The following is a 20658-nucleotide window of genomic DNA, read 5'->3' as shown; positions in this document are numbered from 1 at the left end:
TCCCTATTGCCTCCTGGTTAACCCAAAAGGTGAAAAGGACGCACGTATGAGCGACAACGCCAAAGAGCATCTGGACTTCATCCGCACCATCGTCTCCGAGGACCTGGCCTCGGGCAAGCATACCGCCGTGGCCACCCGCTTCCCCCCGGAGCCCAACGGCTACCTGCACATCGGCCACGCCAAGTCCATCTGCCTCAACTTCGGCGTCGCCAAGGAATACGGCGGCACCTGCAACCTGCGCTTCGACGACACCAACCCCACCAAGGAAGAGCAGGAGTATGTGGACGCCATCCAGGCCGACGTGCGCTGGCTGGGCTTCACCTGGGACGACCGCATGTATTTCGCTTCCGACTACTTCGGGAAGCTCTACGAGTACGCCGAGCTGCTCATCAAGAAAGGCCTGGCCTACGTTGACGACCAGACCGCCGAGCAGATCCGCGAGACGCGCGGAACCCTCACCCAGCCGGGCCTGAACAGCCCCTGGCGCGACCGCACCGTGGACGAGAACCTGGACCTCTTCCGCCGGATGCGCGCGGGCGAGTTCCCCGACGGGGCGCGGGTGCTCAGGGCCAAGATCGACATGGCCTCCCCCAACATCGTCATGCGCGACCCCACGCTCTACCGCATCCGCCACGCGCACCACCACCGCACCGGCGACGAGTGGTGCATCTACCCGATGTACGACTACACCCACTGCATCTCCGACGCCCTGGAGGGCATCACCCACTCCATCTGCACCCTGGAGTTCGAGAACAACCGCGAACTCTACGACTGGGTGCTGGACAACCTGCCCGTGCCCGCCCGGCCCCGGCAGTACGAGTTCGCGCGCCTGAACCTGACCTACATGGTCATGAGCAAGCGCAGGCTGATCCAGCTGGTGGAGGAGGGCTACGTCACCGGCTGGGACGACCCCCGCATGTCCACCCTGCAGGGCATGCGCCGCCGGGGCTACACGCCCGAATCCCTGCGCATGTTCGCGGAGCGCATCGGCGTGGCCCGCGCGGCCAACACCGTCGAGATCGAGATGCTGGAGGCCTGCCTGCGCGAGGATTTGAACGACCGCGCCCCCAGGGCCTTCGCCGTGCTCGACCCGGTGAAGGTGGTCATCCGCAACTACCCCGAGGGCCAGACCGAAACCTTCGAGTGCCCCAACCACCAGGACAAGCCCGAGCTGGGCACGCGCAGCATCCCCTTCTCGCGCGAGCTCTACATCGAGCGCGACGACTTCAAGGAAGTGCCGCCCAAGGGCTACCACCGCCTCTCCCCCGGCAAGGAGGTGCGCCTGCGCCACGCCTACTACGTCACCTGCGTGGACGTGGTGAAGGACCCCAAGACCGGTGAAGTCACTGAGATCGTCTGCGAGTACGACCCCAAGACCAGGGGCGGCTGGTCCGACGACGGTCGCAAGGTCAAGGGCACGCTGCACTGGGTCTCGGCCGGGCACGCCGCCTGGGCCGAGGTGCGCCTCTACGACCGGGCCTTCGTCAAGGCCGACCCCATGGACGTGGAGGAAGGCAAGGATTTCAAGGACTACATCAACCCCGAGGCCCTGAAGACGCTCCCGGCCTGCCCGGTGGAGCCGAGCCTGGCCCAGGCCAAGCCCGAGGACTTCTTCCAGTTCGAGCGCCTGGGCTATTTCGTGGCCGACCGCCGCGACCACGGGCCGGACAGGCTGGTGTTCAACCGCAGCGTGGGCCTGCGCGACTCCTGGGCGCGGCAGGAGAAGAAAGGCTGATTTCAGGGGGGGTGGTATCCCCCGCCCCCTCTCCAGGCACTACAAGCCGCTTGCGCGCCCCGCGTTTCCACGTATGGAATGAGATCATGTACTGGGACCGAAGCGACCTTGAGCTCTACGAGCGCTGGCTGACCACCCCGCGCGGCGCGTACGCCTTCGCCCAGGAATGCCGCCTGATCGAAAAGCTCACCGCCTGCTGGCCCAGGCGGGGGCGCACGCTCCTGGAGATCGGCTGCGGGCCGGGTATGTTCCTTGAGTTCTTCCACCGGGCCGGGTTCGACGTCACCGGCTGCGACGCCTCCCCGGTGATGGTGGCCGCCTCCCGCCACCGCCTGGGCGACCGGGTGGAGTGCTCGGTGGCCAACGCCCTGCACCTGCCCTACGACCCGGACAGCTTCGACTACGTGGCCCTGCTCACCGTGCTCGAGTACATCGAGGACCCGGAGCTGGCCCTGCGCGAGGCGGCGCGGGTGGCCCGGCGCGGGGTGATCGTGGGCTACGTGAACGCCTTCTCGCTCTACCGGCTCTCTGCCCGTAGGCACAGGCTGCTGGCCAAGGCCCGGTGGTTCACCCCCTGGGCCATGCACCGCATGCTGCGGGAGGCCCTGGGCCTGGCTCCGGTCAGGGAGGCCAGCGTGCTGCCCTTCCCGGAGTGCACCTGGCGCGACGGCCCGCCCCTGTGGGGCCTTGGCAAGATGGTGCTGCACCTGCCGGTTGGGGCCTACTGCGTCTGCGCGGCGGACCTCACCGCGGAGCCGCCGCTGACGCCGCTGCTCTCCTTCGCGGGGGCGCAGCCCACAAAGAGTTTTTGACAACCCGAGGTGTTGGGGCTAACAGCCCTCTTTTGCCGGGCGCACGCCGCCCTGGGGTCCTCCATGGAAAAAATCCAGAAAATCAAAGGTTTCGCCGATCTGCTCGCGGATCAGGCCGCCGTCTTCGAACGCCTCGAGAGCGCCGCGCGCAGGGTTTTTGGCCAATACGGCTACAAGGAAGCCCGCGTCCCCGTGCTGGAGCGCACCGAATTGTTCTCCCGCTCCATCGGCGAGGAGACGGACGTGGTCCAGAAGGAGATGTACACCTTCCCCGACCGCAAGGGCCGCTCCCTGACCATGCGCCCCGAGGCCACGGCGGGCATGGTCCGCGCCTACGTGGAGAACGCCCTGCACGCCCAGGAGGAGCTGACCAAGCTCTTCACCTACGGCCCCATGTTCCGCTACGAGCGGCCGCAGAAGGGCCGCATGCGCCAGTTCCACCAGTTGGACGTGGAGGCCTTCGGCTCGCCCTCGGCCCACCTGGACGCCGAGATGCTCTTCATGCTGGGCCACTTCCTCACGGAGATCGGCATCGGCGAGCTCAACTTCGAGCTCAACTCCCTGGGCTGCCCCGACTGCCGCCCCGCCTACCAGCAGGCCCTCAACGACTATTTCAAGGGCTTCGACGGCGGCCAGCTCTGCGAGGACTGCCTTCGCCGCAAACTGACCAACCCCCTGCGCGTGCTGGACTGCAAGGTGCCCAGCTGCAAGGAGCTGACCAAGGGCGCGCCGCTCATCTCCGACTACCTCTGCGACGATTGCCGCACCCACTTCGCCACGGTCACCGGCGTCCTGGACGCGGCGGGCTTCGAGTACACGCTGAGCCCCAGGCTGGTGCGCGGGCTGGACTACTACGTGCGCACCACCTTCGAGGTCACCTCCGGCAAGATCGGGGCCCAGTCCGCGGTCGCCGGCGGCGGCCGCTACGACGGCCTGGTCAGGAACCTCGGCGGGCCGGACCTGCCCGGCGTGGGCTTCGCCTGCGGCATGGAGCGCCTGGCCCTGCTCATGGGCGACGCCGGAGCCGCGGCGCCCGACTTCCACCTGGCCGTGCTCGGCGCCCAGGGCCTGGACGCCGGGCTCCTGCTGGCGCAGAAGCTGCGCGCCGCCGGGCTCTCCGGCGAGTGCGCCCTGGCGGCCAAGTCCGCCAAGGCCCAGATGCGCCAGGCGGGCAAGTCCGGTGCGCGCTACTGCCTGATCCTCGGCGAATCCGAGCTGGCCGAGGGGACCGTCGTGGTCAAGAACATGCTGGCCGGAACCCAGGAAACCGTTTCCCAAGACACCCTTTTGGACATCATAGCCCCCTAGCGGGCAGCGGAGCATACGCCTCATGGACCAGATCACCTCCCCCGACGAGACACCCCGCGCCACCGACGCCCTGGGCGACTGGCGCCGCACGCACAGCTGCTGCAAGCTCACCGCCGCCGACATCGGGCAGGACGTCTGCCTCATGGGCTGGGTGCAGTTCCGCCGCGACCACGGCGGCCTCATCTTCGTGGACCTGCGCGACCGCGAGGGCCTGACCCAGGTCGTGTTCAGCCCTGACCACGCGCCCGAGGCCCACGCCCGCGCCCACGTGGTGCGCTCCGAGTACGTGCTGGCCATCAAGGGCACCGTGCGCCCCCGCCCCGAGGGCATGGCCAACCCCAACATGGTCACGGGCGAGGTGGAGATCGTCGTCAACGACTGGAAGCTCCTGAACACCTCCAAGACCCCGCCCTTCACCATCGAGGACCGCCAGGACGCGGGCGAGGCCCTGCGCCTGAAGTACCGCTACCTGGACCTGCGCCGCCCCAAGCTGGCCCAGAACTTCATCCTGCGCTCCCAGGCCGCCCAGAGCGTGCGCCGCTACCTGGACGGCCTGGGCTTCCTGGAGGTGGAGACCCCGATCCTCACCAAGTCCACCCCCGAGGGCGCGCGCGACTTCCTGGTGCCCAGCCGCGTGAACCAGGGCCAGTTCTTCGCCCTGCCCCAGTCGCCCCAGCTGTTCAAGCAGCTGCTCATGGTGGCCGGGATGGACCGCTACTACCAGATCGTCAAATGCTTCCGCGACGAGGACCTGCGCGCCGACCGCCAGCCCGAGTTCACCCAGATCGATATCGAGATGAGCTTCGTGGACGAGGAGCAGGTCATGGGCATGGCCGAGACCATGATCCGCACCCTGTTCTCCGAATGCCTGGACGTGGAGCTGCCGAGCCCCTTCCCCCGCATGACCTACGCCGACGCCATGCGCGACTACGGCGTGGACAAGCCCGACGTGCGCTTCGGCCTCAAGCTCACCGACGTCTCGGACATCGTGCGCGGCTGCGAGCTGCGCGTGTTCGCCAAGGCCGAGCTGGTCAAGGGCCTCAAGGTGCCCGGCGGCGAGACCATGACCCGCAAGGAGATCGACGAGCTCACCGAGTTCGTGAAGATCTACGGCGCGCAGGGCCTGGCCTGGATCAAGATCCGCGAGAACGAGTGGCAGTCCCCCATCGCCAAGTTCTTCTCCGACGCCGAGCGCGCCGCCCTGGCCGAGCGCCTGGGCCTCGAAGTGGGCGACATCGTGTTCTTCCAGGCCGGCGCGGCGGACATGGTCAACGCGGCCCTGGGCAACCTGCGCGTGCAGCTGGGCGAGCGCCTGGGCCTCATCGACGAGACCCAGTTCAAGCCCCTCTGGGTCACGGACTTCCCCCTGCTGGAGCACGACCCCGAGGAGAAGCGCTGGGTGGCCAAGCACCACCCCTTCACCTCGCCCAAGGACGGCCACCTGGAGCTTCTGAAGACCGACCCGGCCGGGGCCCTGGCCCGAGCCTACGACCTGGTGCTCAACGGCAACGAGATCGGCGGCGGCTCCATCCGCAACCACACGCTGGAGAAGCAGAACGCCATGTTCGAGGCCCTGGGCTTCGACCCGGCCGATGCCGAGGAGAAGTTCAGCTTCCTGCTGAACGCCCTGCAGTACGGCGCGCCCCCGCACGGCGGCATCGCCTTCGGCCTGGACCGCCTGGTGATGCTCATGAGCGGGGCCAAATCCATCCGCGACGTCATCGCCTTCCCCAAGACCCAGAAGGCCACCTGCCTGATGACCGAGGCCCCGAGCCCGGTCGCGGCCAAGCAGCTTCGCGAACTGGGCATCAAGCTGCGCGAAAACGTTGCCAAGGAAGCCGCCGCCAAGGAAAGCGGCGAGAAGGAAGCGTCCTGAGCCATGGCCAGAAAGATACTCAAGTACCCCGACCCGATCCTGTGCCAGCGGGCCGAACCCATCTGCGAGATCACCCCGGAGATCCGCCAGTTGGCCGAGGAGATGGCCGAGACCATGTACGAGAAGCGCGGCGTTGGCCTGGCCGCCCCCCAGGTGGGCGAGTGCTGCCGGCTGATCGCCGTGGACGTCTCCGGCCCTGACGAGCGCACGGACCTGATGTTCCTGGTCAACCCGGAGATCGTCTCCCGCGAGGGCCAGGTGGACGATGAGGAAGGCTGCCTCTCCGTGGCCAACTTCCGCTCCAAGGTGCGCCGCTCCGAAAAGGTGGTGGTCAAGGCCACCGACCTGGACGGCAAGCCCGTGGAGATCCCGGCGGACGGCATCCTGGCCATCTGCCTGCAGCACGAGATCGACCACCTGGACGGCGTGCTGTTCATCGACCACGTCAGCCGCCTCAAGCGGGCCATGTACGACAACAAGGTCAAGAAGTGGCTCAAGGCCCGGAAGGCCGAGGGTTGAAATTGAAGACCGTCTTCATGGGCACCCCGGACTTCGCGGCCACCGTGCTGCGCCGGGTGCTGGAGTCGGGCCGCCACGAGGTCGTGGCGGTCTACTGCCAGCCCGACCGGCCCTGCGGCCGGGGCCACAAGTGCGTGCCCGGCCCCGTGAAGGTTCTGGCGCTTGAGAACGGCATCGAGGTGCTCCAGCCGCTCAACTTCAAGTGCCATGAGCACGTTGCCGAGCTGGCCTCCTACAATCCCGACGTGCTGCTGGTGGCCGCGTACGGGCTGATCCTGCCCAAGTCCGTGCTGGACATCCCCGCGCTGGGCCCCTGGAACGTGCACGGCTCCATTCTTCCGCGCTACAGGGGGGCCGCGCCCATCCAGCGCTGCATCATGGACGGCTGCACCGAGACGGGCATCACCATCATGCGCATGGAGACGGGCCTGGATACCGGCCCCATGCTCACCAAGCGCGTCATTCCCGTGGGACCCGACGAAACCGCGGGCAGCCTGCACGACCGACTGGCCGACCTGGGCGGCGAGATGGCCGTGGAGGCCCTGGACCTGCTCGCGAGCGGCCCGGTCAATCCCGAACCGCAGGACGGCGGTCTGGCCACCTACGCGGCCAAGATAACGCGCGAGGACGCCCTCATCCGCTGGGACGAAACCGTGGAGGCGGTGCACAACCGCATCCGCGCCATGTCCCCCCGGCCGGGTGCCGCCTTCATGCTGCCCGTACAGGGCGAAAATCGCCAGATTCGCCTTCTGGCGGCCCCTGGCAGCTATTCGCATGACTTGCCCCCCGGAACCCCTCCAGGATGCGTCCTGGGGCTTGTGTCGGGGCGGCTTGCCATAGCCTGCGCCAATGGAACTTATTATATTCCATCGGTGCAGCCGGCGGGCAAAAAATTCATGGACGCCACCGCATTCGCCTGCGGCTACCTGAGCAAGATGGACCCGTCCATGCCTCCGGTGTGCCCTCCCCCGGCGGACCTCCTCTCCTGAAGTTCCCCTGCCCGCTCGCGGCTATACCGGCGGGATGTTGCTTTTCCCCGCAAACCAATTAGTCTGAGTCCACATGGAAATCGCCGAAAGCTCCCGCAAGCGCCTGTTCATCGGGCTGATCAGCGCCAGCACCCTGGTGGTGTGCTGCGTGCTGGCCCTCTTGTGGATCGTGCCGACCATCGGCCTCTCCCAGATCCACCCGATGGCAGTGCCCGTCTGGGGCGCTGTCATGGGCGTGGCCATCCTGCTGGTGCTCTGGGCCTGCCTGGGGCTGACCTTCTCCGTGGCCATGGGGCGGCACCTGCCCTTCACCCGGCGCATGCGCGGCCTGACCATCAAGCTCTTCCTGCCTTTGATGATCATCATCGCCCGCATCTTCGGCATCTCCAAGGAGCGGGTCCGCAACTCCTTCATCAAGGTCAACAACGAGCTGGTGCTGGCCGAGGGCAAACGCTACGAGCCCGGGCAGGTGCTCCTGCTCCTGCCGCACTGCCTGCAGTCCTCGCGCTGCTCCGTGCGCCTGACCTACGACATCTTCAACTGCAAGCGCTGCGGCCAGTGCCCCGTGCACGGCCTGCTGGCCCTGACCGAGGCCTACGGCGTGCACATGGCCATCGCCACCGGCGGCACCATCGCCCGGCGCATCGTGGTGCAGACCCGGCCCCGGCTCATCATAGCCGTCGCCTGCGAGCGCGACCTGGCCAGCGGCATCCAGGACGCCTACCCCCTGCCCGTCTTCGGGGTGCTCAACGAACGCCCCCAAGGCCCATGCCTCGACACCCTGGTCCCCCTGACCGTACTGGAGAATACCCTGCGTCACTTCCTCGGCTCCAAGGCCGCACCCGCCCCCGTGATCCCCAGGCTTGCTCCCAAGCCCGGCTCCATACTCGACAGCAAACACGGAGAGGCCTGATGCCCGCCGAACAGATTCTTCCCCCCTCCAGGATGGCCGCGCTGGCCTCCCTGGAGCGCATCCTTCCCGTTGGCGGCGGCTCCGGCCAGGACCTTCAGGCCGGCCTGGACGCCACCCTCCGCTCGCTCTCACCCGACCCCAGGGACAAGGCCCTGGCAACGGAGCTGGTCTACGGCTACCTGCGCTACAAGGGCCGCATGGAGCACCTGGCGGCCAAACACCTCTCCAAGCCCGAGCGCACGCACCCGCTCATCATGCGGGTGCTCGGCGTGGCCATCTACGAGCTGCTCTTCCTGGACGGCATCCCGCCCCACGCCACGCTCTCCTGGGCCGTGAACGCGGTGAAGGCCCGTCTGGGCCAGACCCAGGCCAACCTGGCCAACGCCGTGCTGCGCCGCATCCAGGCCCTTGGCCCCGACGCCATGAAACGCGAGTACTACGTTACGGACGCCAATCGTAATACGCAGTCCTTGGCGGCCTGGTACTCCTTGCCGGAATGGCTGGTGAAGCTCTGGATGGACGATTACGGTCACAAGCGGGCCGAGGAGCTCATGCAGGCCCAGCTGCTGCCGCCGCTGACCGGGCTGCGCGTCAACGCAGCCAAGCCCGACGCGCGCGAATTCTACGCCAAGATCGAAGGGACCTACGAGTGGGCCGCCGGTGCCTTCCCCTTCTTCGCGGCCCTGCCCTCCTCCCTTTCCGCAGCCGACCCCGGGCTGCTTGAGGCCGAGGCCCAGGGCAGGCTCTCGCGCCAGACTGTTTCCGCGGGTTATCTGCTGGCCAAGCTTGGCGCCCCCGCCTGGAAGGGGCCGGTTTGGGATTGCTGCGCGGGTCGCGGCGGCAAGACCACCGCGCTTCTTGAAGCGGGACATGAAGTCGTGTGGGCGTCCGATTCCAACATGCGCAGGCTGCGCGGGCTGGACAGGGAAATCCTCAGGTTGGGCTTGAACAAACCGTTGGTGTTCCTGGCCGACGCCTCCAGGCCGCCGCTGCGCTCCAAGCCCGGCACCGTGCTTGTGGACGCGCCTTGCAGCGGGCTCGGCGTGCTGAGCCGCAGGCCCGACTCCAAATGGAAGCGCACCCTGGCCGACGTGCGCAACCTGGCCAAGGTGCAGCGCACCATCCTGGAGCAGCTCTCCCAGTTCCTGCCTTCCGGCGCGGACCTGGTCTACGCCACCTGCACCATGACCAAGGGCGAGAACGAGGCCCAGGCCGCATTTCTGGAGAAGGCGGGGTGGGAGCGGATCGGCTCGGCCGAGCCGCAGCCCGGGCTGCCGCTGCGCGAGGCCATGTGGGGATGTTCGTTCAGGAAACGCTAGGAACGGCGGCCAGAACGGCCGCCGAGATCATTCGGCCAGGCTCTTGAGGTCCTTCACGCGGTCTTCCGTCATCTGGGCTTCCTGCTTCTTGCGCGCGTAGAGCTTGAGCACGGGGTCCCTGGCCCCCACCGAAGCCAATCTCCCTTCGGCCTCCCTCCAGGCCGTCCAGGCCTGCTGAGCGCCGCGCAGGGCCTCCACCAGCTCCTTGTCCTCGGACTGCTCCAGCCTGTCCAACAAAACGGCCATATCGCGCTCGGCGGCGCGCAGACGCAACCCGGCGCACTCGGCCATGTCCTGGTCAGTGGCCGGGTTGTCGCAGTTCTGCGCCCAGGCCGGGGCGTGACCTGACGACAACAGACCCCAGGCCAGCAGGGAGCCGACTAAAATACCCAGGCGCAAGTCCATCACGGACTAGTCCATCGAGCCTGAGGGGTCGTTCCGCCGGTCATCGCGCACGTATGCGATGAGGTGCTCCATGTGCTCCCGGTTGTCGGTCAGCTCCAGGTACCTGCGCACGAAATCGTCCAGCCTCGCGGAAGGTATCACTAGGTCGCCCTCGGGCGTGAACCGCACGAAGGGTATGGCTCCCAGCCTTTTGATGAGGCCGGGCGGGCATTTCGGGCTGTCCTTGTCCATGCTCATGGCCGCTCCTTGGGTATGTTCACGCTGACGGCGTCCACGACCTGCTCGTAATACGGATCGTCATCTTTTACGCGCAGGCAGCGGCCCGCACGGTCCTGGAACCTGGATTCGATAACCTGCAGTTTGCGCATCTGGCGCAATTTGGTCCGCTCCGCGCCATCCCTAGGCATCAGCGACTCCACGTCACTGATCTCGCGCTCGAGGCGCGCGTCGTCGTCCAGGTAGCCGCCGTTCTTGAGCAGGCGGTAAGCCATGCGCAGCTCAGGCGGCACGTGGGCGTCATCGTCGAGGTCCAGGGGTTGGCCCGCGCAGCTGAGGTTGTCGAACTCCCCCCGCTCCATGGCCGTGCGGATGCGCTCCTCCGCAACCATCGCGATGGCCTTGAACATCACTTGCCCGCCTTGGGGCCGCCCCCCAGGGCAGCAACCGTGGGCAGCGACTGCCGCGCCCACCGGGCGATCTGGGCCGCCACGTCGGCCAGGGCTTTTTCACCGGCGTCGGCCACGGCCCCGGCGTCCAACACCGGCAAGGGAGCTCGCGCCTTGAAGGTTCCGCTGCCCAGCACCGCCCCGCCGGATGAGTCCCAGAGCTGGCACTCCACAATCAGGACCACGCTCATTTCCCTGGCATGCACCGAAAAATCGCTCACCAGACCAGTGAGCCACAGGCTGGCCTCAGTTGTCGAACGTACCGGCCACGCGGGCGAGAGGCCCTCTCCACAGGCGGCTCGCACCACGGACTGCTCCACCAGCTTGCCGGGGGCAGCCTCCCAGTACCAGCGCTGGCTGGCCTGCATGACCTTGCCCTCGGCCACCATCACGCCCTGCCTGTCCAGCGCGTCCAGGGTCTTGAAGGAACGTATCGCCAGCACCGGCGTGTGCTTCCCTTGCGCCGTGGGCTGCGCCCCCGCCTTGGCGCACTCGGGTTCATGCCCCAGCACGCGCAGATACTGCTCCGCCGGGCCGGGCTTGCCCATGCATCCGCTCAGGGCAGCCAGCAGCACGAGCCACATCATCGGATGGCGCTTCATTTCCTCACCTCCTGCGGCTTCTGCAAAAGCTCCCAGGGCCTCTCCCGCAGACGGGATGCCAGTTGCTTCACGTCTTCGCTCATCCGCTCGATATTGGCCAGGATATCCTCCAGCTGGGCCTGATCGTGCGCCACGGCCTTGTGCACGGTACTGGTCAAAGCCCCCACGGCGTGGATCTCCCCGCGCATGCTGACGAGGGTCTTGTCGACCTCCACCTGGATGGATCGCAACGTATCATCGAATGTTTTCAGGGCCTTGGTAGCCTGCTCCGCCGTGCCCTTTCCGCTGGTGGCGAAGGTGCTGAAATCGTTGCGCACCTGCATGGCCGTGCGGTTGAGCTCCTCCACGAGCTTCGGCGCTTTCTCCATTAATTCCTTGATATTGGCTGTATTTTCGCTGCTGAGGACGTCTTCCATGTGCGCCGCGATGCGCTCCAGACGGGGCCTGAGTTCGGAGAGTATCTCCCCCGCCATGCCCGCCAGTTGGGCCACGTCCACCGTCTCCATGGTCTTGATGAAGGATCCTGGGGGCTGCACCTCGCCCAGGGTGCCCTGCGGGTCTAGGAACACGTAATAATCGCCCACCAATCCCTTCTGGGCGATCCTGGCCACCACGCCCTCACGGATCGGCACCGGCGAGCTCAGGCCGATGACCACGCGGATCAGGCGCGGGTCTTCCGGGTCCACCCCGATGGAGAGGATTCGCCCCACATCCAGGCCGCCGTACTTCACGGGCCTGCCCGCGGAGAGGTCCTTCACGCTGCGGAAGCGCAAGTTGTAGATTTCGAGCTTTTCCCAGAAGCGGAAGCCGCCGAGAACGACGCTGAAGGCCCCCAGGATCGCGAGGCACAGGGCGATGGCGGCGAAGGCCTTGGCCGTGTTCCGGCCGTGAGCTGTCTTGGAGAACACCGTGACTGCTCCTATTGTTTTTCCTGCGCCGGCAGGCGCTTGGATGGCTGACGGTCGAGAAACTGCCTGAGGAACGGGTCCGTGCTGTCGCGCAGGGCCTGGACGCCGCCCTGGAACACGGTGCGGCCCTTGTTGAGCATGACGACGTTGTCCGCGATGCGGAACACGCTCTGCAGATCGTGGGAAACCACGACCACGGTCATGTTGAAGGCCTCCTTGAGCTCAAGGATCATCTGGTCCAGGTCGGCCGCCGTGATGGGGTCCAGCCCGGATGTCGGCTCGTCGCACAGCAGGATGCGCGGGTCCATGGCCAAGGCCCTGGCCAGCCCCGCCCGCTTGCGCATTCCGCCCGAAAGCTCCGCGGGAAAATACCCCGCGAAGGGCTCCAGCCCCACCAGCCGCAGCTTGAGCGCGACCACCGTCTCGATGGTCTCCTCGTCCAGGGACGTATGCTCGCGCAGGGGCAGGGCCACGTTCTCGTCGAGCGGCAGCGAGCCGAGCAAGGCCCCGTCCTGGAACAGCACGCCCATCCGGCGGCGGATGTCCCGCAGGGAGGCCCCCTCCGGGCCGTAGAGATCCTGCCCGCCTATGAGCACGCGCCCTTCCGTTGGGGGCAACAGGCCCAGAATCGTCTTGAGCAGCGTGGACTTGCCGCCCCCGGACCCGCCCAGGATGACGGAAATACGCCCCTGGGGCAGCACCGTGTTGATATCCTGCAATATCATCCTGCCGTTGTAGCCCGCGCTGACCCCCTCCAGGGTGACGTCCGGGGCACCGTGTCCTGTCAGCCAGTCTTCATCCATCTCAGGTAACCATGTAGGTCAGCGCGGTGAAGAACAGGTCCAGCAGGACGATCAGGAAGATGGACTGCACCACGGAGCGCGTGGTCCTTGTGCCGACGTCCAGCGCCCCCTCGCGGGCCAGAAACCCCTGCCAGCAGCCGATGAGCGTGATAGCCTGGCCGAAAGCGAAACTCTTGATCAGGCCTGAAAACAAGTTGCGCATGCTGATGAAGCTCGCGGTCTGTTCGTAGTAGCCCGGGCCTGAGAGCCCCAGGACAAAGGTGGAGAACAGCCCGCCCGCCATGATGCCGGTGAAGTCGGCCCAGAGCGTGAGCAGGGGCATCATCAGGAACATGGCCACGCATTTGGGCCAGACCAGATAGCGCACGCTGTCCAGCCCCATGACCTCCAGCGCGTCGATCTCCTCCGAGATCTTCATGGTGGCGATCTCGGCCGTAAAGGCAGCCCCCGCCCTGCCCGCCAGGATGAGCGCCGTGAGCAGCGGTCCCAGCTCCATGACGATGCTGATGCCCACCAAATTGGCCACGTATGAGAGCGCGCCCACCTTCTCGAGTTGCGCTGCGGATTGCAGGGCCAGGATGATGCCGGTGCAGGATGCGATGATGCTGACGATGGGGAGGGAGTCGGCGCCGATCCAGGAGAAATGACGCCAGGTCTGCCAGCGCATGTAGGGCTTGCCCGTGAAAGGACGGCGCAGGCAGCCCAGGAGACGGTTGACGAGCCAGATAAACTTTTCGAAATCGCTCGTCATGGTGGCGTCCTATATCCCGAAGAGTTCGCCGATCTGGGTCAGGGAAAAGAGCTTGCTCACCTGGGAGGACACCTTGAGGATGCGTACGCTGCGCTGCCGGGCGACCAGGAACTTGCGTATCTCGATGAGGATGGCCAGCCCGGAGCTGTCGATGTAGCGCAGGCCCTCCAGGTCCAGTTTCAGCTCACCGGTGGTCTTGGAGCAGAAATCCTTCAGCCAGTCCCGCACGGCAAGGGAATTGGTGAAATCCATCTCGCCTTCAATGCGTGCCGAACCTGTCGCGGGGTCGGCCGTGGCTGTCCAGGGCGTCTGTTGTTCATCGGACATGACGAACCACCTTCATTGTATTTCCAGCCACCGCTCCACTTCAGGCTGGCGAAGCGTCGTGAGCGCCTCGCGAAGTTCCTGCGGCCCCACGGTTGCCGTGCCCACCTGCCCCACCACGTAACCGGCCGCGTAATTGGCCAGAATGCTCGCCTCCGGCAGCTCCATGCCGGCACCCAGGGCCAGGGCAAGCACCGCCATGACCGTGTCGCCAGCGCCGGTCACGTCGAAGACCTGGCGCGCCACGGTGGGCACGTGCAGCACCGAACCCGGCCGGGTGAACACGGCCATCCCATCCGGGCCCAGCGTAACGCAGAGCTGGGCACAGCGCAGCTTCTTGAAGATGGCGAGCCCGGCGCGAATCACGCCTTCACGGCCCTTGGCGGCTATTCCCGCCATTTCTCCTGCTTCCTTGGCGTTGGGCGTGAGCAAGTCCACCCCGGTATACAACCCTGTGTTGACCACCTTCGGGTCCACCAGCACGGTGAGGCCACCCCCGCGCTCCTCCTTGAGGGAGCGCAGCACGCGCATCACGGTCTCGCTGACCACGCCCTTGCCGTAGTCCGAGACCACTACAATGCCTTGGGAGCCCGCCACATCCCGCAGGATGGACTCCAGTGCCGCCAGGCTCTGCCCGGCCAGGGGGGCGGTGTCCTCCCTGTCCACGCGCACCATTTGCTGGTTGCGCACGATGACGCGGGTCTTGATGGTGGTCTTGCGGTTCTTCTCGGCCACCAGGTGGCAGGAGACCCCCTCGCGGCCCAACAGATCCTGGATGGCGCGGCCGGGGTCGTCCGCCCCCACAACGCTCACCAGTTCGGGCCTGCCGCCCAGGGCCGCGATGTTGCGCACCACGTTGCCCGCCCCGCCCAGGATATGGCGCTCCCCGGTGACCTGCACCACGGGCACGGGAGCTTCCGGCGAGATGCGCTCCGCATCGCCGGAAAGATAATGGTCGAGCATGACGTCGCCCACCACCAGCACCGGAACCCCGGCCAGCCGGTCCACGGCCGCGGCGAGAGCCCGCGGGTCAGCGATCAGCGGCGGGCCCGGAATCTCAGCCATCGGCAAGCCCCCACTCGTCAAGCAGCGCCTGGAGTTCCTGCGGGGAGGCGTAGCTGAAGGTGATCTTGCCGCGCCCCTGGTCTCCGCTGATCTTCACCTTGGGCTTGAATTTTTCCTGCAGGCGGCCCTGGATGCCCGCCAGCTCCTCCGGCAGGGCCGGACGCTTCCTGGCGGCGCCCCGGGGTTTGGGCTCAACAGGGCCGGGCAGCACGTCGGGGAGCACGCCGTGCTGTTTCCAGTGGGCGGCCATGTCCTCGGTTTCGCGCACCGAGAGGCCCCGCTCCACGATGCGGCTCCACAGGGCCTCCTGCACGGCGGGGTCCGTGATGGAGAGCAGCGCCCGGGCATGGCCGGCGCTGATGCCGTCCTGGAAGAGGCTGTCCTGGATGGCCTGCGGCAGCTGCAGGAGGCGCAGGCTGTTGGCCACGGCCGAACGGCTCTTGCCCACGCGCTGGGCCAGGGCCTCCTGGCTCAGGCCGAAGGCGTTGAGCAGCTGGTCCAGGCCTTTGGCCTCTTCCAGGGCGTTGAGGTTTTCGCGCTGCAGGTTCTCGATGAGGGCCAGGGCCAGGCTCTGCTCCTCGCTGACCTCCCGCACGATGGCGGGAATCTCGGTCAGCTCGGCCAGTTTGCTGGCGCGCAGCCTGCGTTCGCCCGCCACCAGTTCGTAGCCGTGGGCAGCGCCCTTGAGCGGGCGCACCAGGATGGGCTGGAGCACGCCCTGCTCCTTGATGGAGCTGGCCAAATCCTTCAAGGCCTGGGGATCGAATTCGAGCCTGGGCTGGCGCGGGTTGGGGACGATGTCCTCCAGTTTGAGCACCGTCACTTCAGGATGATCCCGATCCACCGCCATGCCCTTGAGCAGGACGTCGAGCCCGCGTCCCAACCCTTTCGCTCCGGCCATAGGCCCCCCCTTCGCCGCATTATGCGCACTTCTTGACATCATCTTCGAACTCCTTACCCTCAAGCCTGAACCAAACGCAACCGCAACCACCCGACTCTAACCGTCTTTTTCCTGGAGGATGACGTGACCGGAATTAAAAACCATTTCGAACCCCTCTACGACCAGGATCGCAACCTGGTAGGCATCTGGCTGAGCCCCGAACTCTGGCGCAAGGCCGAGGCGATCCTTTCCCCCGCCATCGACAAAGCCCTTGAGGCCCTCTCCCCCGAGACCGTCAAGGAGCAGCCCGAACCCATCAAGGATTGGGAAGCCCTGTCCCAGTTCTGGGATTTCAACTACCCCATGCCTACCGACGTCAGCTGCGAACTGTGCGGCTCCCATACCGACGACTGGCAAAAGGATGAACCCCGCATTTTCAGGCTGCGCTCGGCTAGCATGGGCGGGATGGTCAACTTCCAGTGCCAGGAATGCAAGGCCCGCATCATCAAGAAGCACTTCAAGAAGCACGTGGACGTGGAGTGCCGCCCCTTCGTCGAAAAATAAAAAGGCAGGAGCCACCCGGCTCCTGCCCTTGATTTCACTTTCCTTCCCCGCTCAGGCGGGGACCCTGCACAACACTTCCTTGGCCAGGGCCAGATAGGCCTCCGCACCCTTGGACTTCACGTCGTAGCCGATGACGGACATGCCGTAGCTCGGGGCTTCCGACACGCGCACGTTGCGCGGGATGAGCGTCTCGAAGTGGTGCTTGGGGAAGCACTTCCAGATTTCGCGCTTCACGTGCCGATTGAGCTTGTTGCGCCCGTCGTACATGGTCATGACCACGCCCAGGAGCTGCAACCCCGTGTTGAAGCGCTTGCGCACCAGCTCGAAGGTTTTGAGCAGCTGGGCCACGCCTTCCAGTGCGTAGTACTCGCACTGCAGGGGCACCAGGAGCTCGCCTGCGGCGCACAGGGCGTTGAGCGTCACAAGTCCCAGGGACGGGGGGCAATCGAGCAGGATGAACTCGTAGTCCGAGCCCAGCTCCCCCACGAGGTTGCGCAGGAAGATTTCTCGGCCGGGCTTGTCCACCAGCTCGATGTCGGCCGCCACAAGATCGGAGGTGGATGGCAGCACGTGCAGATAGGGGAAGGAGGTCTCGTAGACCGCTTCCCTTGCCTTGGACGGCTCGTACAGGACGGAATAGAGGTTCTCGGTGAAGTCGTCCGGGTAGATGCCCAGACCGCTGGAAGCGTTACCCTGCGGATCGCAGTCGATCAGCAGGGTTTTTTTTTCCATCACCGCCAGGGCCGCGGCCAGATTGACGGCCGTAGTGGTCTTACCCACCCCACCCTTCTGGTTGGCGATCACAATGCATCGGGCCATAGCACCGATCCTCCGGTAGTCACCCGGATTGTTTCACGTGAAACAATCTAGGATTTGTAGGTCCGATGGCAGTAGTCCTGGGCGTCCTGAAGGGAATCCACAAGGCGGATAGAATCTTCGCGTTTGCCCTTTTTCACGGCCTGGAGCAGTTGGTTGGCAAGATGGGCGAAATCTTCAGCTTCACCAGCCCAGGCTTCGTCAGCCTGCATGTGCAACTGGGTGGTGAGGCGGGCGAACTGATTGGCGAGTTTTTCGTCGGGCATCTGCCCGTCCTGGGTCAAATCCAGAATTTTCTGAAAGGTCTCATCCATCGAGGCTTTCAACGCGCTGAAATCCATCTCCATTACCTTTATTGTGGTCGTTGGGGGGTGAGTTGAAATTCTTTGAAGTCGTAAGGAACGCACGCCACGCTGTCAATAGAATCAGGCCTTGTAGTACTCCCTGTACCACTCAATGAATCGAGAAATGCCGTATTCAATGCTCGTAGAGGGACGGAAGTCCACGTCCTCGATGAGGTCGTCCACATTGGCGAACGTGGCGGGAACATCGCCGGGCTGCATGGGGAGCATGATCTTCTTGGCCTGTTTGCCGAGCGCCTTCTCGATGGCCTCGATATAGGCGGACAGCTCGACGATGTTGTTGTTGCCGATGTTGTAGATCTTGTAGGGGCAGACGCTGGTGCCGGGATCAGGGTTGTTGCTGTCCCACTTGGGGTTGGCGGTGGGGATGTGCTGCGTGACGCGCACCACGCCTTCCACGATGTCGTCGATGTAGGTGAAGTCCCGGCGCATCTTGCCGTGGTTGAAAACCTGGATGGGCTGGTCCTCAAGGATTGCCTTGGTGAAGAGGAACAGGGCCATGTCCGGGCGGCCCCAGGGGCCGTACACGGTGAAGAAGCGCAGGCCGGTGCAGGGCAGCCCGTACAGGTAGCTGTAGGAGTGGGCCATCAGCTCGTTGGACTTTTTGGAGGCCGCGTACAGGCTGATGGGGTGGTCCACGTTGTTGTGCACCGAGAACGGCATGTTCGTGTTCAGCCCGTACACCGAGCTGGAGGAGGCGAACACGAAGTGCTTCACGTTGTTGTGGCGGCAGCCTTCCAGCAGGTTGGTGAAGCCCACGATGTTGGACTGCACGTAGGCCATGGGGTTCTCAAGGCTGTAGCGCACGCCCGCCTGGGCAGCCAGGTTGACCACATGGGTGAACTGGTTGGTGGAGAACAGGGAGCTGATGGCTTCCTGGTCGGAGAGGTCCGCCTTCACGAAGGTGAATTGTTCGGATTGCTGGAGGATCTTCAGGCGGTCCTTCTTCAGGGCCACCGAATAGTAGGGATTGAGATTGTCCAGCCCGACAACCGTGTGTCCCATGCCGAGAAGCCGCCGGGAAAGATGGAAACCAATGAATCCGGCCGCTCCGGTAATGAGGAATTTCATGAACGATCCTTCGGTGTGATATGGCGTGGCGTGTGCGTGAGCGAATGGGCCTTTTGCAGTTCTTGTGGAATGCAGTGCTGGTAATGAGGGGGGTGCGGGTTTGTCAAGCCTTGGGCTGTCAGCCTGCTTGCATGAGCTCCAGAAGTTGACGGGCCATGGTGTTGCAGCCCTCAGGGCCGGAAAGCAACAGCTCTTCCGGGGAAGGCGCCAGGAAATATGAAATGTTCAACCCCGAAGCAGCGTTGGGATCCGACAGGCTGCAGCGCGTGAACCCGCCCTCCCCTTCCGGGGCGAATTCAACAAGAAACCTCGGTGCGATGCGGCGCAGGCCTTCGGCGAACTGGGGCGCAGGGGCATCCGCCCCCTCCATTCCGGGGAGCAGGCATGGCCAGAAACCAACGCTCCCGCGCGGCAGGCTCAAGGCGCCTATCAGGGAGCGCCACAGGGACGAGCGCTGGGTAGAGCCACTTCCGGTCAAATCGGAGCCGAGGGTCTTGTAGGTGAACAAAAAGACGGGGGAAGGCGGTACTTTGGCCAGCAGCTCGGTCCAAGGCGACTCGAAAGGCACGGTCTGAGCGGAAGGCGCATTAGGCCGAACATCATTGTCGGACACAGATTCAGGGGATGCGACGGGCGTCTTTTGAGGCGGCTGCCCTGGCAGCAGGTACCGGATGCCTGCCTGGTGCAGCACCCGATAAGGGCCGCTCAGGGCAAAAGTTGTGTCATCCATTCCAGGAGCCTCCAGGCAACTTCCGTCTTGGTCAGTGTGGGCCACTGCTCGCTGCGGCCGACGGAATCCACCACGAGCACCTGATTGGTCTTGGCGGCGAAGCCGCTGGAAGCGTCAGGGCCCGTGACAGCGATGGAGTTGGCCACCATCATGTCGCAGTTTTTCTCCTTGAGCTTCATGGAGGCGTAGCGGGCCAGGTCCGAGGTCTCGGCGCAGAAGCCCATCAGCCTCTGCCCCTCCGCCTTGTTGGCCCCGAGGGTGCGCAGGATGTCGGGATTGGTCCTGAAGGGGATCATGATCTCGTCAGATTCCATGCTGCGCTTTTTGAACTTCTCATTGCCGTAGGGAACAGGCGAGAAATCGGAGACCGCCGCGGTCATGATGCCGTAGTCCTGCCGGCTCCAGATGCCTGTGCAGGCATCGAACATCTCCTGCGCGGTCCGCACGGCGATGCGCCTGATGCTGCCGGGCAGCCAGATGTCCACTGGCCCGTGCACGACTGTGACGTCCGCGCCGCGAAGCCAGGCGGCCATGGCCAGGGCGGCGCCCATGAGCCCGGTGGAGGGGTTGGACCAGTATCTGGCGGGGTCGAAGAATTCGCGCGTGGGCCCAAGCGAAACCAGCACGCGGGAGCCCGCCATGTCGGGATTGGTCATGGCCTTGAGCACCTGCGCGGCGATGTCGTGGGGGTTGGGCATGCGCCCTTTGCCCGTTTCGCCGCAAGCCATCTGGCCGCACTCGGGCTCGATGACGGTCACGCCGCGGTCCCGCAACATGGCCAGGTTATGCTGGGTGGGCTTGGCGTCCCAGAGGCGCGGGTTCATGGCCGGGGCTACCAGCATGGGCCCGGCGAAAGCCAGGGCCTGCGTGGAGAGGAGCTCGTCGGCGAGCCCGTGGGCCAGCTTGGCGATGGTGTTCGCGGTGGCCGGGGCGATGACCATGCACCGGGCCTCCTGGGAGGGCTCCAGATGGCCGAAGGCGCTGTCGGACCCGTTCCACATGCCGGAATAGACATGGCTCGCGCCCAGGGATTCGAAACTCAGCGGGGTGATGAAGCGCGTGGCCGCCTCAGTGAGCGTCACGCTCACGATGAGTTCCAGCTCGCCCAGGATGCGCAGCAGCTCAAGGGACTTGTACGCTGCGATGCTCCCGGTTACTCCCAGGTGCACGCGCTCGCCGTGATGCACGGTGAATTTCAGATGGTGTGGCAGCATGGGCCGATCATGAATGAGGTTGGAAGA

24 protein-coding genes are annotated in these 20658 nt (G+C 65.5%); 9 read left to right on the top strand and 15 right to left on the bottom strand.

All coding sequences use genetic code 11. From position 1 onward, the window contains the following. Positions 1 to 46 precede the first annotated feature (46 nt). The 8 genes from MLE18_RS14075 (at position 47) to MLE18_RS14040 (ending at position 9471) form a co-directional block, all read left to right on the top strand. Positions 47 to 1735: a glutamine--tRNA ligase/YqeY domain fusion protein gene (locus tag MLE18_RS14075; RefSeq protein WP_243439437.1), complete on the top strand. Its 1689-nt coding sequence runs from the start codon at positions 47 to 49 to the stop codon at positions 1733 to 1735. Between the two features lie 86 nt (positions 1736 to 1821). Beyond that, positions 1822 to 2547 (top strand): class I SAM-dependent methyltransferase, encoded by a 726-nt coding sequence (locus tag MLE18_RS14070; protein ID WP_243439436.1) that lies wholly within the window; start codon positions 1822 to 1824, stop codon positions 2545 to 2547. Between the two features lie 63 nt (positions 2548 to 2610). After that, on the top strand, positions 2611 to 3855 hold the full coding sequence (hisS, locus tag MLE18_RS14065; RefSeq protein ID WP_243439435.1) for a histidine--tRNA ligase: 1245 nt from the start codon (positions 2611 to 2613) through the stop codon (positions 3853 to 3855). A 22-nt stretch (positions 3856 to 3877) separates the two neighbouring features. Beyond that, positions 3878 to 5731, top strand: coding sequence for an aspartate--tRNA ligase (gene aspS / locus MLE18_RS14060; RefSeq protein ID WP_243439434.1), 1854 nt, complete (start codon positions 3878 to 3880; stop codon positions 5729 to 5731). Positions 5732 to 5734: 3 nt separating this feature from the next. Further along, a complete protein-coding gene (def, locus tag MLE18_RS14055) occupies positions 5735 to 6250 on the top strand; it encodes a peptide deformylase (RefSeq protein ID WP_243439433.1) in 516 nt (171 codons plus the stop codon). After that, positions 6247 to 7239 (top strand): methionyl-tRNA formyltransferase, encoded by a 993-nt coding sequence (gene fmt, locus MLE18_RS14050; RefSeq protein WP_336605585.1) that lies wholly within the window; start codon positions 6247 to 6249, stop codon positions 7237 to 7239. The genes def and fmt overlap by 4 nt, the downstream gene beginning before the upstream one ends. 73 nt (positions 7240 to 7312) lie before the next feature. Beyond that, positions 7313 to 8152 carry a DUF116 domain-containing protein gene (locus tag MLE18_RS14045; RefSeq protein ID WP_243439432.1) on the top strand — a complete coding sequence of 280 codons (840 nt, stop codon included), beginning with the start codon at positions 7313 to 7315 and terminating at the stop codon, positions 8150 to 8152. Then, the gene (locus MLE18_RS14040) at positions 8152 to 9471 is read left to right on the top strand and encodes a transcription antitermination factor NusB (RefSeq protein WP_243439431.1); all 1320 of its coding nucleotides are present in this window, start codon (positions 8152 to 8154) and stop codon (positions 9469 to 9471) included. The genes MLE18_RS14045 and MLE18_RS14040 overlap by 1 nt, the downstream gene beginning before the upstream one ends. A 27-nt stretch (positions 9472 to 9498) precedes the next feature. On the opposite strand, the gene MLE18_RS14035 is transcribed toward MLE18_RS14040, so the two are convergent. Genes MLE18_RS14035 through MLE18_RS13990 form a run of 10 tightly spaced genes read right to left on the bottom strand, consistent with a single transcriptional unit; the run spans position 9499 to position 15895 of the window. Beyond that, positions 9499 to 9876: a lysozyme inhibitor LprI family protein gene (locus MLE18_RS14035; RefSeq protein WP_243439469.1), complete on the bottom strand. Its 378-nt coding sequence runs from the start codon at positions 9874 to 9876 to the stop codon at positions 9499 to 9501. Between the two features lie 6 nt (positions 9877 to 9882). Beyond that, positions 9883 to 10113: a hypothetical protein gene (locus tag MLE18_RS14030; protein ID WP_243439430.1), complete on the bottom strand. Its 231-nt coding sequence runs from the start codon at positions 10111 to 10113 to the stop codon at positions 9883 to 9885. Further along, positions 10110 to 10502, bottom strand: a complete 393-nt coding sequence (locus MLE18_RS14025; protein WP_243439429.1) for a DnaJ family domain-containing protein — start codon at positions 10500 to 10502, stop codon at positions 10110 to 10112. Before MLE18_RS14025 ends, MLE18_RS14030 begins: the two co-directional genes overlap by 4 nt. Beyond that, positions 10502 to 11143, bottom strand: a complete 642-nt coding sequence (locus MLE18_RS14020; protein ID WP_243439428.1) for an ABC-type transport auxiliary lipoprotein family protein — start codon at positions 11141 to 11143, stop codon at positions 10502 to 10504. The genes MLE18_RS14025 and MLE18_RS14020 overlap by 1 nt, the downstream gene beginning before the upstream one ends. Further along, positions 11140 to 12051, bottom strand: a complete 912-nt coding sequence (locus MLE18_RS14015) for an MlaD family protein (RefSeq protein WP_243439427.1) — start codon at positions 12049 to 12051, stop codon at positions 11140 to 11142. The genes MLE18_RS14020 and MLE18_RS14015 overlap by 4 nt, the downstream gene beginning before the upstream one ends. A gap of 11 nt (positions 12052 to 12062) precedes the next feature. Beyond that, entirely contained in the window at positions 12063 to 12854 is a 792-nt protein-coding gene (locus MLE18_RS14010) for an ABC transporter ATP-binding protein (RefSeq protein WP_243439426.1), read from the bottom strand. 1 nt (position 12855) lies between these two features. Next, positions 12856 to 13605: an MlaE family ABC transporter permease gene (locus tag MLE18_RS14005; protein ID WP_243439425.1), complete on the bottom strand. Its 750-nt coding sequence runs from the start codon at positions 13603 to 13605 to the stop codon at positions 12856 to 12858. A gap of 9 nt (positions 13606 to 13614) precedes the next feature. After that, positions 13615 to 13932, bottom strand: coding sequence for an STAS domain-containing protein (locus tag MLE18_RS14000; protein ID WP_243439424.1), 318 nt, complete (start codon positions 13930 to 13932; stop codon positions 13615 to 13617). 12 nt (positions 13933 to 13944) lie between these two features. After that, entirely contained in the window at positions 13945 to 14994 is a 1050-nt protein-coding gene (locus MLE18_RS13995; RefSeq protein ID WP_243439423.1) for a bifunctional heptose 7-phosphate kinase/heptose 1-phosphate adenyltransferase, read from the bottom strand. After that, positions 14987 to 15895 carry a ParB/RepB/Spo0J family partition protein gene (locus MLE18_RS13990; RefSeq protein WP_243439422.1) on the bottom strand — a complete coding sequence of 303 codons (909 nt, stop codon included), beginning with the start codon at positions 15893 to 15895 and terminating at the stop codon, positions 14987 to 14989. Before MLE18_RS13990 ends, MLE18_RS13995 begins: the two co-directional genes overlap by 8 nt. Before the next feature lie 123 nt (positions 15896 to 16018). Here MLE18_RS13990 and MLE18_RS13985 point away from each other — a divergent pair, with 123 nt between their 5' ends. Continuing rightward, on the top strand, positions 16019 to 16438 hold the full coding sequence (locus tag MLE18_RS13985) for a hypothetical protein (RefSeq protein ID WP_243439421.1): 420 nt from the start codon (positions 16019 to 16021) through the stop codon (positions 16436 to 16438). A gap of 51 nt (positions 16439 to 16489) precedes the next feature. Here MLE18_RS13985 and MLE18_RS13980 read toward each other — a convergent pair whose 3' ends face one another. From MLE18_RS13980 to coaBC, 5 genes are all read right to left on the bottom strand, one after another. Next, complete coding sequence (locus tag MLE18_RS13980; protein ID WP_243439420.1) at positions 16490 to 17257, bottom strand: ParA family protein; 768 nt, start codon at positions 17255 to 17257, stop codon at positions 16490 to 16492. 47 nt (positions 17258 to 17304) lie between these two features. Then, positions 17305 to 17595, bottom strand: a complete 291-nt coding sequence (locus tag MLE18_RS13975) for a GAK system XXXCH domain-containing protein (RefSeq protein ID WP_243310818.1) — start codon at positions 17593 to 17595, stop codon at positions 17305 to 17307. An 84-nt stretch (positions 17596 to 17679) separates the two neighbouring features. After that, positions 17680 to 18687 carry an NAD-dependent epimerase gene (locus MLE18_RS13970; protein ID WP_243439419.1) on the bottom strand — a complete coding sequence of 336 codons (1008 nt, stop codon included), beginning with the start codon at positions 18685 to 18687 and terminating at the stop codon, positions 17680 to 17682. Between the two features lie 118 nt (positions 18688 to 18805). Further along, complete coding sequence (locus MLE18_RS13965; protein WP_243439418.1) at positions 18806 to 19417, bottom strand: hypothetical protein; 612 nt, start codon at positions 19415 to 19417, stop codon at positions 18806 to 18808. Then, positions 19393 to 20631 carry a bifunctional phosphopantothenoylcysteine decarboxylase/phosphopantothenate--cysteine ligase CoaBC gene (gene coaBC, locus MLE18_RS13960; RefSeq protein ID WP_243439417.1) on the bottom strand — a complete coding sequence of 413 codons (1239 nt, stop codon included), beginning with the start codon at positions 20629 to 20631 and terminating at the stop codon, positions 19393 to 19395. Before coaBC ends, MLE18_RS13965 begins: the two co-directional genes overlap by 25 nt. Between the last annotated feature and the right edge of the window lie 27 nt (positions 20632 to 20658).

This window comes from Fundidesulfovibrio soli (assembly GCF_022808695.1).
GTDB lineage: Bacteria > Desulfobacterota > Desulfovibrionia > Desulfovibrionales > Desulfovibrionaceae > Fundidesulfovibrio > Fundidesulfovibrio soli.
Note: the sequence above shows the minus strand (reverse complement) of the source record. Positions and strands in the feature narration are given on the sequence as shown.